At 65.1% G+C, this 14,729-nt stretch carries 16 protein-coding genes; 5 read left to right on the forward strand and 11 right to left on the reverse strand.

Features of this window, described 5'->3' with window-relative positions; translation table 11 throughout:
- Positions 1-377: 377 nt before the first annotated feature.
- Positions 378-968 (reverse strand): DNA-3-methyladenine glycosylase I, encoded by a 591-nt coding sequence (locus AC13HB_RS00080; RefSeq protein WP_482947674.1) that lies wholly within the window; start codon positions 966-968, stop codon positions 378-380.
- Positions 969-970: 2 nt separating this feature from the next.
- Positions 971-1,807: a CAF17-like 4Fe-4S cluster assembly/insertion protein YgfZ gene (ygfZ, locus tag AC13HB_RS00085; RefSeq protein WP_482947675.1), complete on the reverse strand. Its 837-nt coding sequence runs from the start codon at positions 1,805-1,807 to the stop codon at positions 971-973.
- A gap of 56 nt (positions 1,808-1,863) precedes the next feature.
- On the opposite strand from ygfZ, the gene AC13HB_RS00090 reads away from it, so the two are divergent.
- From AC13HB_RS00090 to AC13HB_RS00105, 4 genes are all read left to right on the forward strand, one after another.
- A complete protein-coding gene (locus AC13HB_RS00090) occupies positions 1,864-2,817 on the forward strand; it encodes a glycosyltransferase family 9 protein (RefSeq protein WP_482947676.1) in 954 nt (317 codons plus the stop codon).
- Positions 2,814-4,151 carry a dihydroorotase gene (locus AC13HB_RS00095; RefSeq protein WP_482947677.1) on the forward strand — a complete coding sequence of 446 codons (1,338 nt, stop codon included), beginning with the start codon at positions 2,814-2,816 and terminating at the stop codon, positions 4,149-4,151. Before AC13HB_RS00090 ends, AC13HB_RS00095 begins: the two co-directional genes overlap by 4 nt.
- 47 nt (positions 4,152-4,198) lie before the next feature.
- On the forward strand, positions 4,199-4,591 hold the full coding sequence (locus tag AC13HB_RS00100) for a DUF6165 family protein (protein WP_482947678.1): 393 nt from the start codon (positions 4,199-4,201) through the stop codon (positions 4,589-4,591).
- 123 nt (positions 4,592-4,714) lie between these two features.
- On the forward strand, positions 4,715-5,476 hold the full coding sequence (locus AC13HB_RS00105) for a hypothetical protein (RefSeq protein WP_482947679.1): 762 nt from the start codon (positions 4,715-4,717) through the stop codon (positions 5,474-5,476).
- Between the two features lie 9 nt (positions 5,477-5,485).
- On the opposite strand, the gene AC13HB_RS00110 is transcribed toward AC13HB_RS00105, so the two are convergent.
- The 9 genes from AC13HB_RS00110 to AC13HB_RS00150 all read right to left on the reverse strand — a co-directional run bounded on the left by AC13HB_RS00110 (position 5,486) and on the right by AC13HB_RS00150 (position 12,448).
- Entirely contained in the window at positions 5,486-5,959 is a 474-nt protein-coding gene (locus AC13HB_RS00110; protein WP_482947680.1) for a TIGR02301 family protein, read from the reverse strand.
- A 31-nt stretch (positions 5,960-5,990) separates the two neighbouring features.
- Positions 5,991-6,452, reverse strand: coding sequence for an NUDIX hydrolase (locus AC13HB_RS00115; protein ID WP_482947681.1), 462 nt, complete (start codon positions 6,450-6,452; stop codon positions 5,991-5,993).
- A 40-nt stretch (positions 6,453-6,492) separates the two neighbouring features.
- Positions 6,493-7,293, reverse strand: a complete 801-nt coding sequence (locus AC13HB_RS00120; protein WP_482947682.1) for a 3-hydroxybutyrate dehydrogenase — start codon at positions 7,291-7,293, stop codon at positions 6,493-6,495.
- Positions 7,294-7,357: 64 nt separating this feature from the next.
- A complete protein-coding gene (yaaA, locus tag AC13HB_RS00125) occupies positions 7,358-8,155 on the reverse strand; it encodes a peroxide stress protein YaaA (RefSeq protein WP_482947683.1) in 798 nt (265 codons plus the stop codon).
- Positions 8,156-8,260: 105 nt separating this feature from the next.
- Complete coding sequence (locus AC13HB_RS00130; RefSeq protein ID WP_482947684.1) at positions 8,261-9,688, reverse strand: FAD-binding oxidoreductase; 1,428 nt, start codon at positions 9,686-9,688, stop codon at positions 8,261-8,263.
- Positions 9,685-10,653 carry an L-threonylcarbamoyladenylate synthase gene (locus tag AC13HB_RS00135; RefSeq protein WP_482947685.1) on the reverse strand — a complete coding sequence of 323 codons (969 nt, stop codon included), beginning with the start codon at positions 10,651-10,653 and terminating at the stop codon, positions 9,685-9,687. The genes AC13HB_RS00130 and AC13HB_RS00135 overlap by 4 nt, the downstream gene beginning before the upstream one ends.
- A 38-nt stretch (positions 10,654-10,691) precedes the next feature.
- Positions 10,692-11,216, reverse strand: coding sequence for a YceI family protein (locus tag AC13HB_RS00140; RefSeq protein WP_482947686.1), 525 nt, complete (start codon positions 11,214-11,216; stop codon positions 10,692-10,694).
- Between the two features lie 27 nt (positions 11,217-11,243).
- Positions 11,244-11,828: a cytochrome b gene (locus tag AC13HB_RS00145; protein WP_482947687.1), complete on the reverse strand. Its 585-nt coding sequence runs from the start codon at positions 11,826-11,828 to the stop codon at positions 11,244-11,246.
- Positions 11,825-12,448 carry a YceI family protein gene (locus tag AC13HB_RS00150; protein ID WP_482947688.1) on the reverse strand — a complete coding sequence of 208 codons (624 nt, stop codon included), beginning with the start codon at positions 12,446-12,448 and terminating at the stop codon, positions 11,825-11,827. The genes AC13HB_RS00145 and AC13HB_RS00150 overlap by 4 nt, the downstream gene beginning before the upstream one ends.
- A 152-nt stretch (positions 12,449-12,600) precedes the next feature.
- Between AC13HB_RS00150 and AC13HB_RS00155 the strand changes: the two genes are divergently transcribed.
- Entirely contained in the window at positions 12,601-14,358 is a 1,758-nt protein-coding gene (locus AC13HB_RS00155) for an acyl-CoA dehydrogenase (protein ID WP_482947689.1), read from the forward strand.
- Positions 14,359-14,729 lie beyond the last annotated feature (371 nt).

The raw sequence follows: 14,729 nt of genomic DNA on the forward strand, positions 1-14,729 counted from the left end.
ACTGTCTGTCCAGACCGGTTTCGAGAGGGAGCCCGTGAGGGCTCCAGTAAATCTCCGTGTGCAGGATGTCCCTGATGTCACTCACACTTATAGCAACACTCCGGCATCAGCCGGCATCCTGCACCCCTCATACCGCCAGGCCGCAAGGTCGTGGCGCTGAAAGTGTTTCGTCCTCCCCCGCCGGGGGAGGTGTCCCGAAGGGACGGAGGGGCTGGTGCAGGATGAAGCGCCGAATACCCCCATCGACCCGCGGCCTTGCCGCGGCCCACTTCCCCCGGCGGGGGAAGACGAAAGGCAGCGTTGCAAGGGCGTCGGAATCAAAGGCCCCGCTCGCGGGGGAAGACGTAAGACGGGAGGTGCGGCGAGACGTCGACGGGTCAGCGAGGGCCGGCCATCGCGCGGACCTTGTCGTATCTGTGGCACGAGAATTCATGGTCGTTGACCATGCCGACGGCCTGCATGAAGGCGTAGACGATGACGGGGCCGACGAATTTGAAGCCGCGCTTCTTGAGATCTTTCGACAGGGCTTCCGAGGCGGGCGTTTTGGTGGGGATATCGGCGAGGCTGGCGAACCGGTTCTGGACCGGCTTGCCGTCGACGAAGCTCCACAGATGCTCGGAGAAATCGATGCCGGCCTCGGCCATATCCAGATAGGCCTGCGCATTGCCGATGGCCGCATCGATCTTGGACCGCGAGCGGATGATACCGGGATTGGCGAGCAGGCGTTCGCGGTCGGCATCGCTATAGCGGGCGATGATCTCCGGGCGGAAGCCGTCGAAGGCCTCGCGCATGGTCTCGCGCTTGCGCAAAATGGTGATCCAGGCGAGGCCGGCCTGGAAGCCGTCCAGCATCAGCTTTTCCCAGAGCGCCCGGCTGTCGTATTCGGGCACGCCCCACTCGGTATCGTGATACTCGGCATAGATGGGGTCGGGGGTATTCACCCAGGCGCAGCGACAGGGCTCGGTCATACTCATTCCACCTTGTCCGCCGCCGGTGCCGGCCAGAATTCCGCCGGCACGGTGATATTGGCTTCCTGCCCGTCGGCTTCGCAATAGTGCTCGGCCGATTGCAGCCGGTCGAGGCGGGCTACGAGGACGGCGTGATTGGCGTGGGTCGAGGAGATGGCGCCGATGGTCGAGGGGCCGGCCATGACGGGCGTTCCGCGCGGCGGCGCGTCGCCGGCGAACACGGCGGGCAGGGCGCGCTTGCGGATCGTGCCGCGGCGCTTCATGCGCGAGACGACTTCCTGGCCGATGAAACACCCCTTCTTCCAGCCCACGCCGCCATAGATGTCGAGATTGACGTCGGTCGGAAAGACTTCCGCCTCGCCGTAATCGCGGCCGAGCACGGCGACGCCGGCCATGATCTCGATCGCGTCGAGCGGTTTTTCCGTCGGTGCGCCGGTCGCCGGCGCGAGACCGCGATGGATGCGGCCGTCCAGACGCGGATCGGGGGCCGAGCCCTCGAAAGGCGCGGAGGCCCAGACGGCGACCAGGTCGGTGTTCAGCACGACCTCGGCTTTGGCCCGAAGGCGAAAGAGGGAGAGGCGTTTGACGAGACCTTCCGCGACGGCTTCGGGCACGTCGAGCCAGACCGCATCGCCTTCCGCGAAGATGAGGAAATCGACGAGGATCTTGCCCTGGGGCGTCAGCAGCGCGCCCGGCCGGCACTGGCCGGTCTCCAGCGCTTCGATATCGGCGGTGATGACCCGCTGCAGGAAGGCGCGGGCCTCCGGGCCGGCGACGGAAATCACGGCGCGGCCGGGCAGGGCGAAGAGTTCGGGACTGGTCTGTGTCATGCCCCGCATATGGCATTGTCATCCCGGCTGGCCAAGCCCTCGTGGCCGCGCTATTTGCGGCAGCCATGGAACGCGTGCTTTTCATCACCTCCACCCGGATCGGCGATGCGATCATCAATTCCGGCGTGTTGAGGCATCTCGTCGAGACCCGGCCCGAGGCTCGTTTCACCATCGCTTGCGGTCCGCTCGCGGCCTCGCTTTTCGAGGGCGTGCCGCGCCTCGAGCGCCTTATCGTCATGGCCAAGAAAAAAGCCGGCGCTCACTGGTTCGACCTGTGGCGCAACACCGTGGGAACGCGCTGGGATCTCGTCGTGGACATGCGTTGTTCGGCAACGGCCTGGGCGCTCAATGCCGGCGAGCGGCGCATACTCAAACAGGCCCGGAAGCCCGTCGCCAAGGTTCGTGAAGCGGCCAGCGTTCTGCGCCTCGATCCGCCACCGGACCCGATCATCTATCTCACCGATGAGGCGCGGGCCGAGGGCGTTCGGCTCATTCCTGAGAACGGCCCCTATCTGGCGATCTGCCCGTCGGCCTCCTGGATTTTCAAGGTCTGGCCGGCCGGGCATTTCGCGGCCTTCATCGCCCGTTTCACCGCGCCGGACGGTCCGATGCCGGGCGGTACGGTCGTCATGCTGGGCGGTCCGAAGGACCATGATTACGCCCAGCCGATCTACGACGCGCTGCCGGATACGACATTCATCGACCTGCTGGGCCTGGGGCTTCCCGAGACGGCGGCCTGCCTCGAGCGCTGCCGCATGTATGTCGGGAATGACAGCGGTCTGATGCACATGGCCGCGGCGATGGGCGTGCCGACGCTGGGCCTGTTCGGCCCGTCCGACGACCGGTGCTATGCCCCCTGGGGCGAGACCAGCGAGTTCGTCCGCTCGCCGACCTCCTTCGAGGCCATCGACTCGGCCCATGAGGACCGGCGCAAGCATCATGAAAGCCTGCTGGCAGACCTGACGGTCGATACCGTCTACGATGCCGCCCGCAAACTGTTCGAAAGGACCCAGCCATGAGCCAGACCTTCGACCTCATTCTCAAGGGCGGCGACGTCGTCAATCACAATGGACGCGGCATCGCCGATATCGGCGTGATCGACGGCAGGATCGCGAAGATCGGCGATCTCGGCCAGGCCTCGGCCGGCGAGACGATCGACTGCAGCGGCCTGCTCGTCGTACCGGGCGTGATCGACACGCAGGTCCACTTCCGCGAACCCGGCATGGAGTGGAAGGAAGACCTCCAGTCCGGTTCGCTCTGCGCGGTGCTTGGCGGTGTCACGGCGGTGTTCGAGATGCCGAACACCGAGCCCACCACGACCTCGCCGGACATGATGACGGACAAGCTGAACCGTGCGAAAGGGCGCATGCATTGCGACCACGCCTTCTATGCCGGCGCGACCAGCGAGAATGCGGACGTGCTCCCGGTCATGGAGAAGATGGTCGGCTGTTGCGGCGTCAAGGTCTTCATGGGCGCCTCGACCGGCTCGCTCCTGGTCAAGGATGACGAAGGCGTCGAGCGCGTCCTCAACGCGATCAACCGCCGCGCGGCCTTCCACTCCGAGGACGAATACCGGCTCGAGGAGCGCCGCAGCCTGGCGGTCGACGGCGACTGGACCAGCCATCCGGTGGTACGCGATGCCGAGGCGGCGATCATGTCCACCAAGCGTCTTGTGCGACTGGCGCGCAAGACGGGCAAGCGGATCCACGTCCTGCACATCTCGACGGCCGAGGAGATGGACTTCCTCGCCCAGCATCGCGATATCGCGAGCGTCGAGGCGACGCCCCAGCACCTCACCCTGGAAGGACCGGAAATCTACGAACGCATCGGTTCGCGTGCCCAGATGAACCCGCCGCTGCGCGATGCGCATCACCGGGCCGGGCTGTGGCGCGGCCTGCAGCAGGGCATTGTCGACGTGATCGGCTCGGACCACGCGCCGCACACGCTCGAGGAAAAGGCCAAACCCTATCCCCAGAGCCCGTCCGGCATGCCGGGCGTGCAAACCCTGGTCCCGGTCATGCTGGACCACGTCAATGCCGGCCGCATGTCGATCGAACGCTTCGTCGACCTGACCTCGCACGGAGCCCAGCGCATTTTCGGCATCGCCAACAAGGGCCGGATGGCGGAGGGCTGGGATGCCGACTTCACCCTGATCGACATGAAGCGCACCGAGACCATCACCGACGACTGGTCGGCCTCGAAGTCGGGCTGGACGCCGTTCGACGGGATGAGCGTGACCGGCTGGCCGGTCGGCACGATCGTGCGCGGCCAGTCCGTGATGCGAGATGGCGAACTGGTGACCCGGGGCGCCGGCGCGCCGGTGCGCTTCCAGGAAGCGCTTCCGAAGACTTAAACAATTCCGGCTAGATAGCCGCAGGAACAAGCAAAGGGCGGAATTCCGTGACCACGACCATCATGACCGCGATCGCTCCGGGCGAGCTGATCGACAAGATCACCATCCTTCGCATCAAGTCCGAGCGCATCAAGGATGCCGAGAAGCTGAAGAATGTCCGCACCGAGCTGGACATCCTCAACAAGACCCGCGCCGAAGCGATCGAGGAGAGCGAGGAGATGGCTCGCCTCGACAAGGCGCTGCAGGAGGTCAACGAGGCGCTCTGGGAGATCGAGGACGATATTCGCGATTGCGAGCGCAATGGCGATTTCGGCGACGAATTCATCCGCCTTGCCCGTGCGGTCTACGTCACAAACGACAAGCGCGCTGCGCTCAAGAAGGACATCAATGTCCTGCTCGGCTCGACCATCGTCGAGGAAAAATCCTACGCCGACTACTAGGGGCGCCGGGTTCAGGGGAGCGGGCGCCGGGCAGTGGAAAACTTGCTCTTGGCGCTCATCCCTCTATGAAGGCGGCAAAACCGCCGCGTTCGCCGGGGCGGAAGCCGCCAGGGAAAGCGTGCCGTGGAACGCAAGAGCTTCTATTTCTTCGACATCGACGAAAATATCCTCCACCTGCCGACGCGGATTCATCTGCTCAATACGATGACCGGCGAAGAGCGGGCCATGCGCCAGCACGAGTATGAGGACATCAAGGCTTATCTCGGCGTGCCGGGGCTGTGGGAAGACTGGGCCGATCCGCCGCAGCGTTCCTATCGCGAATTCGCCGACGGCCAGGACCGCAATGGCGAGGAATACCTGTTGCGCGACGTGCGCCGGGCGCTCGATACGGCGAGCTGGAAGGGGCCGTCCTGGGAAATCTTCAAATACGCGGTGCTGAAGCGCCGTCCGGTCGCGATCGTGACCGCGCGGCAGCATTCCCGCGAGACCATCAAGGCGGCCCTGAAGCTCATCGTCGAGGCGGGGCATCTGCCGGAAGAGCCGAACTATCTGGCCATCTATCCGTGCTCCAATCCTGAAATCCGCGAGGAACTGGGCCCGCATCTGACCACGGCCGGCCTCAAGCGCCGCGCCATCCGTCAATGCGTCGAGAAAGGGCTGGAGGATTACGGGCGCGACCTGCCGCACTCCTTCGGCATGTCCGACGACGATCTGAAGAATGTCGACCTGATCACATCGGCCATGCTCGAGTGCAAGCTCGACTTCCCGGACAAGCGCTTCTTCGTGATCTCGACCAATCGCCGCCGCCACGTGAAGATGGAAATCCTGCCGCCGCACAAGGAGGAGGAAAAACTCCGTGCGGCCGAGGATGCCTATTACGGGTAAGCGCCTGGCCTAGTCGAAATAGGCCGAACGCAGCATCTCCGCGAGATCGCGGCCGCGATGGGCCAGCGCCCGGCGCTCCGCGTCGGCTTCCGGACCGCAGCGGGCCCTGTAGCGCTGCTGCGAGCGATAGCCCTGGTTGAAGCTGTTGATCAGCCGGTTGCGCAGGCGATTGTCTTCCGCCGCTTCCATGGCCAGGAATTCCACCATGCGATCGCGCCATTGCTGCGCGTCGAGACCTTCGCAGGCATAGGCGAGATAGTGAAGCTCGCCGAGCGTATAGGCGAGGAAGGGCAGGGTGCGTTCGAGATCCAGCTCTTCGGCGAGGCCGGGCGCGAGTTCGTCTGCCGTTTCGTCCTGGCGCTCTTCCTGTTGCACCGGCTGTGCGGGCCGGGTCGGCTCATAACTGCGCGGCTTCTGCGCCAGGGCGGCCGGGCTGACCGTGGCGAAGGCGGACAGGAGCAGGAAACAGGCAATCAGTCGCATGGCCGTTATCATCGCACGGATTGTGGCCGGCTCAAGGCTGCGTCTCGAGCCGATCGCTGGCGCGGTGCGCCTCGATGAGGGCCCGGGCCCGACCCAGCACATCGCGGGTGCGGTCCCATTTCGTCAGGCTGACGGCCTCGTCGAAGGGGAAGAATGCGGCATCGTCCACATCGTCGTCGGCGACGGGGTCGCCGCCGGTCCATTCGGCCACGAAATCGACCAGTAGATAGTGCCAGTCGCCGGGCTTGCCGGGTTCGCGCAGGCCGATGGAGTCGATGATGTCGATAAGGCCGATAATGCGGGCCGTCGTGCCCGTTTCCTCGTCCAGTTCGCGCAGCGCCGCTTCGGCGGCGGTCTCGCCGTATTCGATCTTGCCGCCCGGCAGCGACCACTGGCCGGCATAGGGCGGCTTGCCCCGCTTGATGAGCAGTACGTCCTCGCCGCGGAACACGACGAGCCCGGCCCCCGGCACAGGCTGCTGGCGTTCACTCATCTTAGAAGTCCCTGAAGACAAGAGAGGTTTGCCGCTGCGCCTATTTCGCCGTCCATCCGCCGTCCACCGTGATCTGCGTGCCGTTCATATTGGCACCGGCGTCGGAGACAAGATAGAGGAGCGCACCGGCGAGCTGTTCATAGGTCACGAACTGCTTGGTCGGCTGGGCGGCGAGCATGACGTCGCGCACGACCTCTTCCTCGGAAATCCCGCGCACTTTCGCCGTGTCCGCGATCTGGTTCTCGACCAGTGGCGTCTTCACATAGCCCGGGCAGATCGCATTGCAGGTGATGCCGGTCTCGGCGATCTCGAGGGCGAGTGTCTTGGTGAAGCCGATCACGCCATGCTTGGCGGCGACATAGGCGGACTTGTAGGGCGAGGCGACGAGGCCGTGTACCGAGGCCAGATTGACGATCCGCCCCTTGCCCTGGCGCTTCATGATCGGCAGGGCATGCTTGGCCGCGTGGAAGACCGAGGAGAGGTTGATGGCGATGATCGCATCCCATTTTTCGTCCGGGAATTCGTCGACCGGCGCCACATTCTGGATGCCGGCATTGCTCATGAGAATGTCGAGCCGGCCGAATTCCTTTTCGGCATAGGCAACCATGTCGGCGATCTCGTCCGGCTTCATCATATTGGCGCCGTGATAGCGAACCTCGACGCCGTGATCGTCGGCGATCCGGCTCCGCAGCGCCTCGATCTCGTCCGGATCGCCCAGGCCGTTCAGCACGATATTCGCGCCATTCTCGGCCAGCGCCTCGGCCATGGCCGCGCCGATCCCGCTCGTCGAGCCGGTGATGAGAGCGACCTGCCCCGTCAGATCCGTACGAATTCCAGACATGAACCACCTTTCAAGTTTGGCTTTTGCGCAAGAAAGGCGATGGGGCGGGGGAGGTCAAGTGGCCTTAAGCCGCCTTCTTCTTCTGCGTCGCCGTTACGGGCTGTGGGCGGGTGAAGAGGAGGTCGCCGTCTTTCGAGCCTTCCGGGTCGAAGCGATAGCCGCCAAGGTCGAATTTCTTCAGATCGGCCGGATCCTCGATCCGGTTCTGGATCGCCCAGCGGGCCATCATGCCGCGGGCCTTCTTGGCGTAGACCATCAGCGCGCGCAGCTGGCCGTCCTTCTCTTCCTTGAAATTCGCGGTGATGACCCGGCCCTTGATCGTCTTCTTGTCGACCGACTTGAAATACTCGTTCGAGGCCAGGTTCAGGATGACCGGCTCGTCGGCGTCCGCCTGCAGGCTGTTGAGGTGTTTCGCGATCTTGTCGCCCCAGAAATCATAGAGCGTCTCGCCGCGGCGCGTGTGCAGCTTGCGGCCCATTTCCAGCCGGTAGGGATGGATGGCGTCGAGCGGGCGCAGCGCGCCATACATGCCCGAGAGGATGCGCAGATGATCCTGCGCGTAGGCGAGGTCCTCGTCGGAGAGGCTGGCCGCATCAAGGCCGCGCGCGACCTCTCCATTGAAGGCGAAAGCGGCCTGCTTCTCGCCCGGCTGGTCGGCGTCGAAGGCCTGGAAGCGTTCGCGATTGAGACGGGCGAGATCGTCATTGATCTTCATCATCGACTTGATCTGGCTCGCCGACAGCTGCCGCGTCGTTTTCGAGAGGATGCGCGTTTCGTCGATGAGCGCCGGCTCGGTCGCGGGCAGCTCGCGTTCGATCGGGTCGAAACTCATATTCTTGGCGGGCGACAGCAGAATCAGCATGAACAAGTCTCCTTCACCCGGAAAATAGGTGACGGCGAGCAGCGGGGAAAGGCCGTGAGCTCCATGCCGGCCATGAGTTTTCTCAATGCCGGCAGTGGGGGAATTCTATGACGTCCCCTGGTCCAGCAGTACGCGCGGATTCATGATGCCCTTGGGATCGAGCGCCTGCTTGATGGCTTTCATCACCGCCACATCGACCGGCTTGCGGCTGGCCAGTTCCCCGCGCTTGAGGATGCCGATGCCATGTTCGGCCGAGATCGAGCCGCCGAATTCATCGACCGTGTCGTAGACCGCTTTGGAAACTGCGTCCGATTGATCCAGGAGGGACTGGCGAGTCGCGTCGTCCAGGCCGACGACATTGTAATGCACATTGCCATCCCCGACATGGCCGAAGGCGACCACGATACCCTCTGGGACGATCTCTTCGAGGCGTGCATTTGCCGTGTCGATAAAGGCCGGCATCTTCGAGACCGGAATGGACACATCGTGCTTGAGCGCCTTGCCCTGACTGCGTTCGGCTTCGGCGATGCTTTCCCGCAGACGCCAGAAATCGCGCGCCTGGCTGTCGTTTTCGGCGATCGCCGCATCCAGGACGAGCCCCGCCTCGAACGCACTTTCCAGAGCCGCTTCCAGGGTGTCGCGGGCACCCTCGGCGCGGCCGAAACTCATTTCGCAGACCACATACCAGGGATGCTTGCCCTCCAGCGGGTCGCGTGTGTCGGGTACGTGAGCAAGCACGAATTCCAGAGCCAGGGACGGCATGATCTCGAACGCCGTGACCGCACCGCCGGATGCCTTTTTCGCCAGGGCGAGGAATTTGACCGCGTCGGCGACCGAGCTCACGCCGCAGAAGGCGACTTCCATGCGTTCCGGGCGCGGGAACAGTTTGAGCGTGGCAGCGGTGACAATCCCCAGCGTGCCTTCGGCCCCGATCAGGAGCTGTTTGATGTCGTAGCCGGTATTGTCCTTGCGAAGGCCGGTCAGCCCGCTCCAGATCGTGCCGTCGGGCAGCACCGCTTCAAGACCGAGGACCAGTTCGCGCGTCATGCCGTAGCGCAGCACGTGCACGCCGCCTGCATTGGTCGAGATCAGCCCGCCGATCATGGCCGAGCCCTGCGAACCCAGCGAGAGCGGGAAGAGACGGTCTGCCTCGGCGGCGACCTGCTGCAGGCTTTCCAGCACGCAGCCGGCCTCGACGGTCATGGAATCATTGTCGGGATCGATTTCGCGCACGGCATTCATGCGCTTCAGCGAAATCAGCACTTCGCCCTGAGGCGTGGAGGCTCCGCACAGCGAGGTATTGCCGCCCTGCGGCGTCACAGCGACACCGGCTTCGGCGCACAGCGTGACGATGGCGGAAACTTCCGGCGTGCTGGCGGGTTTGAGCAGAAGGGGCGTGTGCCCCTTGTAGCGGCCGCGCCAGTCCGCGACATGCGGCTCGAGCTCATGGGCATCCTCGCTCCAGCCCTTCGGGCCGACGACATGTTTGAGGCGTTCTGCGAGGTCGGCGGGGAGGGCAGCATGGATGGTCATGAGACAGGGTCCGGTTCTGTATCGTCCTTGGGGGCAGCAGCGCGTTGCAGTCGGTCGTTGATCGCTTCTCCCAGCCCCAGTCTGGGGATGGGGGCTACCGCGATCAAGCGGGCACCGCGTGCGTCAAGTTCGCGCAGACTGGCGAACAGCCGGGCGGCGGCTTCCACAAGGTCGCCGGAGGGCGAGAGGTTGATGTCGCCCTCAATGGTGCCGAAGCCGAGCATGACTTCGCCGGTCGTTGCCGAACGGGCGTCGAGACGCATGGCGGCCTTCGGAGCGTAATGGCTTTTCAGCATGCCCGGCGACGCGGGCGCGTCCGCCTCTCCGGCTGCAGCGAGCGGGCCGGTGACGGCTTCGATCGCCTCGCGTTCCAGACCGCCGGGGCGCAGCAGGGTGGCCCCTCCGTCGAGCACAGCGACGACGCTCGACTCGACGCCAACCGGGCAGGCGCCTCCGTCGAGGATCAGATCGATCCTCTCGCCGAGCCCGTCTGACACATGCTGCGCCGTCGTCGGACTGATCGAGCCCGAGGGATTGGCGCTGGGGGCGACGAGCGGCCCGCCGGCCGCTTCGATCAGGGCCCGCGCAGCGTCATGGCGCGGCATGCGCAGGGCGAGGGTGTCGAGCCCGGCCGTGGCCAACTCGCAGACAGGTGTGTCGGGTCTGCGCGGCAGGACCAGCGTCAGCGGTCCCGGCCAGAAGCGATCTGCCAGCACGCCGGCAAGATCAGGCCATCCGGCGAGGCTGCGGGCCATCGCCGGACCGCTGACATGGGAGATGAGCGGGTTGAAGCGCGGCCGTCCCTTGGCGGCGTAAAGCCGGGCAACGGCATCGGGATTGGTCGCATCGGCGGCGAGGCCGTAGACGGTCTCCGTGGGCATGGCGACGAGTCCTCCGCGACGGATGATGGCGGCGGCTTCGGCGATAGCGTCGGGATCGCTGGCGGGGCGGACAGGCGCACTCATGACGCTGAGCTAGCGCCAAGAGGGTGCGGCGGGCAAGACTATTGCGCCGCCGCGTCCGCCTCGATGTGGATCATGATGGTGACCCGGGCCGCCGTATCGCCCCAGTTCGAACGCCCCACGCCGAAATCGGTCCGGGCGATTTCCAGCGAGGCATCCGCCACGGCACGGCCTTCGGCGATATCGAGCGTAAAGGGCAGGACCGCGTCGCGGGCGGTGTCCTTGATCGTCAGCGTGCCATGAGCGGCATAGCCGTCCTGCGTTACGCGAATGTCCTCGGATACGAAGCGGGCTTCCGCATGGGTTTCCGGGGCGAGGCCCGATGTGGAGAGCATGGACCGGTTGATCTCCCCATTGCCCGTATCGCCGCTTGCGGTCTCGACCGTTGCCGATATCCGGGCTCGGTCGAGATTGTCCGGATCCAGGGTGATCTGCGCCTGCCATTCGCTGAACCCGCCTTCGACGGATCCGCCGAAGGCCTCGGTCCGGAAGCCGACCGAGCTGGCGTCATGGTCGACGATCCAGTCCTGGGCCATGGCGGGTGTGGCGAGGAGAAGGGGAGACATGAACGCGACAGGACGCAGCATGGAAAACTAGCCTTTCGAGCCTTTCAGGAAAGGGAGCATGCGGGCGAGCAGATTGTCCCCGTCGAGGAATTGGTGCTTGAGCGCGGCTGCGACATGCAGGCCGAGCAGGATCAGGATGACCCAGCCGCCGGCGCCGTGGGCGCTGCCCGCGAGCTCGTGGAACCCCTCGCTCTGCGGCACCGGCAGGCGCGGCAGGACGAGATCGGGATTGTTGAGCAGCCAGCTCGGCTCCTCGGAGGAGGACGCTGCGACCCAGCCGCCGATCGGCATGCCGATCATGATCGCGTAGAAGGTCCAGTGCGTGGCGTGGGCGGCCATGCGTTCCCAGGGTTTCATGCCCTCGGGCATGGCGGGCACAGGATGGGTCAGGCGCCAGGCGAGGCGGCCGAGGCTGAGAACCAGGATGACCAGGCCGACGGTCTTGTGGGTGTTGTAGACGGAGCGGACATCCTCGAGGGTCGCGTCTCCGGCGAAGAGGGCGTCCCGGACGCCCTCCATGTACCAGCCGTAAAAGACCATGCCGACAAGCAGGATGGCGATGACCCAGTGAAGGGTGATGGCGATATGGCTGTAACGCGAGGTCGGGTTCATTCCGTTTCTCCCTGACGAAGGAATTCCGCTTCGACGTTTACACGGATTTGGTGCCCGACGACGGTCTGCGGCAAATTGTCCACGCCGAAATCGGTCCGGTCGATCTCGAAATATCCGCTGAAACCGAGGGTGTTGCGACCGGTCAGCCAGTTGCGCAAGCCGCCATGGAAATCCGTCGTCATCTCGACGGGCACGGTTTGTCCGTTGAGGGTCAATTCGCCATGTACGATGCCGTGCGTCTCGCCCGTAACCTCGATACGCCCGCTTCGGAATACGAGTTGGGGGTGCCGGCCGGCATGGAGCCAGTCCTCCGCCAGGTCGGCGTCGAATTCCGGGTCGCCGGTGGAGATGGACCCGGCCTCGACGATTGCGGTCAGGACTGCGTCCTGCGGCTCGGCCGGGTCGAGGCTGAGGGATGCGTCGATCGCGTCGAAGCGGCCGGTATACCAGCTCAGCCCCATATGCCGGACCTGCCAGGTCACGCTCGCATGGTCCGGGTCGAGCCGCCATTCGCCTGCCGGAAGACGCGCGGGCTCGGTGCTCGGCGTCGCGCAGGCAGCCAGGCCCGCGCTGACGGCCAGCGCGGCGAGGACGGGGCGGTATCGGCGATGATGCGTCATGGCGTCTCATATGGGTGGTATTGCAGCGGCTTGAAAGCCACACATGGCCGTTCGATGGACAAAACACTGTTTCCGGATTCGCTTCATTGAAATCAGGAGCTATGTTCCGCCCACAAAATACGGACAATGGTCGGACGAACGGGAGATCGAGCATGAGCTATCGCGCACCGGTGGACGAATTGCGTTTCACGCTGGAAGAAGTCGCCGCGTTCGAAGGGCTGAAGGCGACGGGCGCCTTTCCCGATTTCACCGCCGACCTGACGGGCGCCATTCTCGAGGAAGCCGCCAAGCTGTCCGAGAACGTCCTGGCACCGCTCAACCGCGTCGGCGATGCCGAGCATTGCAAGCTGAGCGACGGCGCCGTGAAGACGCCCAGCGGTTTCCCCGAAGCCTATGCGCAATTCGTCGAGGGTGGCTGGCAGGGGCTGCAATTCCCGTCCGATCTTGGCGGAATGGGCCTGCCGCGTGCGCTGGGCGTTGCCGTGCTGGAGATGATCCAGGGCGCCAATCTCGCCTTCGGTCTGGGCCCGATGCTCACCTATGGCGGCATCGAGGCGCTGATCGAGCACGGCTCGGACGAACTCAAGGAGCGCTATCTCGGCCGTCTGCTGAGCGCGGAATGGTCGGCGACGATGAATCTGACCGAGCCGCAGGCCGGTTCCGATGTCGGTGCGCTGCGCACCAAGGCCGAGCCCAATGGTGACGGCAGCTGGGCGATCTCGGGCCAGAAGATCTTCATCACCTGGGGCGAGCACGACTGCGCCGAGAATATCGTCCATCTCGTCCTCGCCCGGACGCCGGGCGCGCCGGAAGGCACAAAGGGCATCTCGCTCTTCCTGGTACCGAAAATCCTTCCGGACGGGTCGCGCAATTCGCTGCAGGCGATCGGGCTGGAAGAGAAGATGGGCATCCATGGTTCGCCGACCTGCACCATGGAATATGCCGGTGCGAAGGGCTGGCTGATCGGCGAGGAAAATGCCGGCATGCGCTGCATGTTCACGATGATGAATTCGGCCCGTCTCAATGTCGGCGTCCAGGGCGTCGGCATTGCCGAGCGCGCCTATCAGCAGGCGCTGGCCTATGCGCAGGACCGCAAGCAGGGCCGCGCCGTCGATGCCGAGGGGCCGGCGCCCCATGCCATCATCCACCATCCCGACATCAAGCGGACGCTCTCGCTGATGCGCGCCAAGATCGCCGCAGCGCGCGCGATCTGCGTCTCCTGCGCCGTGGCCACCGACATGGCCGAACACGCCGAGGATGCCGACGAAAAGGCCGCCGCCAAGCGCCGCGAGGAGCTGCTCACGCCGATCGCCAAGGCCTGGTCGACTGATATCGGTGTCGAGGTCGCATCGGCCGGCGTCCAGGTGCATGGCGGCATGGGCTATATCGAGGAGACCGGCGCGGCCCAGCATCTGCGCGATGCCCGCATCACTCCGATCTATGAGGGCACGAACGCGATCCAGGCCATCGACCTGGTCGGCCGCAAGCTGAACATGGATGGCGGGGCCGCTTTCGACGAGCTGTTCGACGATATCGAGCAGACGATCGAGGCCTGCAACACCTCTTCCCATCCCGACCTGCCGCCGCTCGGCGAGCGTCTCGAAGACAGTCTCGACGCACTGCGCGAGGCGGTCGACTGGATGGCCGAAAGCGACATGAAGGACCGCCTCTCCGGCGCGACGCCCTTCCTGACCCTGGCCGGCGAAACCGTCGGCGGCTGGCTGCTTTGCGTGGGCGCAGTCGCCGCTCGCCGCCGGCAGAAGGAAAATGTCGGCGATCCGGCCTTCGCGGCCCAGCGCATCGCGCTGGCGAATTTCTACGCCGAAGCCGTCATGACGCTCGCCCCGTCGCGCGTCGACGACATCACCATGGGCTCCGACCTGATCGACGAAATCGGCTTCGGCGACTGAGGCGGTGTAGGGATTTCGTCTTCCCCCGCCGGGGGAAGTGGGCCGCGGCAAGGCCGCGGGTCGATGGGGGTATTCGGCGCTTCATCCTGCACCAGCCCCCTCCGTCCCTTCGGGACACCTCCCCCGGCGGGGGAGGACGAAACACTTTCAGCGCCACGGCGTTTCCGCCTGGCGGTATGAGGGGTGCAGGATGCCGGCTGATGCCGGTTTAGTGCTGTAGGTGTGAGTGACATCAGGGACATCCTGCACACGGAGATTTACCGGAGCCCTCACGGGCTCCCTCTCGAAACCGGTCTGGACAGACAGTCAGCGCTTTTGCTGCCTCTCCTTACCGATGGCCACCACCGGGCCCTGTCGCGGTCAGCCGACAG

The sequence above is a fragment of the Maricaulis sp. B-26 genome, assembly GCF_056857855.1.

Coding starts and splice junctions, on each gene's coding strand:
- AC13HB_RS00155 (WP_482947689.1), top strand. CDS start 12,601: ATGAGCTATCGCGCACCGGTGGACGAATTGCGTTTCACGCTGGAAGAA.
- AC13HB_RS00120 (WP_482947682.1), bottom strand. CDS start 7,293: ATGTCTGGAATTCGTACGGATCTGACGGGGCAGGTCGCTCTCATCACC.
- AC13HB_RS00080 (WP_482947674.1), bottom strand. CDS start 968: ATGACCGAGCCCTGTCGCTGCGCCTGGGTGAATACCCCCGACCCCATC.
- AC13HB_RS00110 (WP_482947680.1), bottom strand. CDS start 5,959: ATGCGACTGATTGCCTGTTTCCTGCTCCTGTCCGCCTTCGCCACGGTC.
- AC13HB_RS00095 (WP_482947677.1), top strand. CDS start 2,814: ATGAGCCAGACCTTCGACCTCATTCTCAAGGGCGGCGACGTCGTCAAT.
- ygfZ (WP_482947675.1), bottom strand. CDS start 1,807: ATGCGGGGCATGACACAGACCAGTCCCGAACTCTTCGCCCTGCCCGGC.
- AC13HB_RS00135 (WP_482947685.1), bottom strand. CDS start 10,653: ATGAGTGCGCCTGTCCGCCCCGCCAGCGATCCCGACGCTATCGCCGAA.
- AC13HB_RS00130 (WP_482947684.1), bottom strand. CDS start 9,688: ATGACCATCCATGCTGCCCTCCCCGCCGACCTCGCAGAACGCCTCAAA.
- yaaA (WP_482947683.1), bottom strand. CDS start 8,155: ATGCTGATTCTGCTGTCGCCCGCCAAGAATATGAGTTTCGACCCGATC.
- AC13HB_RS00115 (WP_482947681.1), bottom strand. CDS start 6,452: ATGAGTGAACGCCAGCAGCCTGTGCCGGGGGCCGGGCTCGTCGTGTTC.
- AC13HB_RS00140 (WP_482947686.1), bottom strand. CDS start 11,216: ATGTCTCCCCTTCTCCTCGCCACACCCGCCATGGCCCAGGACTGGATC.
- AC13HB_RS00090 (WP_482947676.1), top strand. CDS start 1,864: ATGGAACGCGTGCTTTTCATCACCTCCACCCGGATCGGCGATGCGATC.
- AC13HB_RS00145 (WP_482947687.1), bottom strand. CDS start 11,828: ATGAACCCGACCTCGCGTTACAGCCATATCGCCATCACCCTTCACTGG.
- AC13HB_RS00150 (WP_482947688.1), bottom strand. CDS start 12,448: ATGACGCATCATCGCCGATACCGCCCCGTCCTCGCCGCGCTGGCCGTC.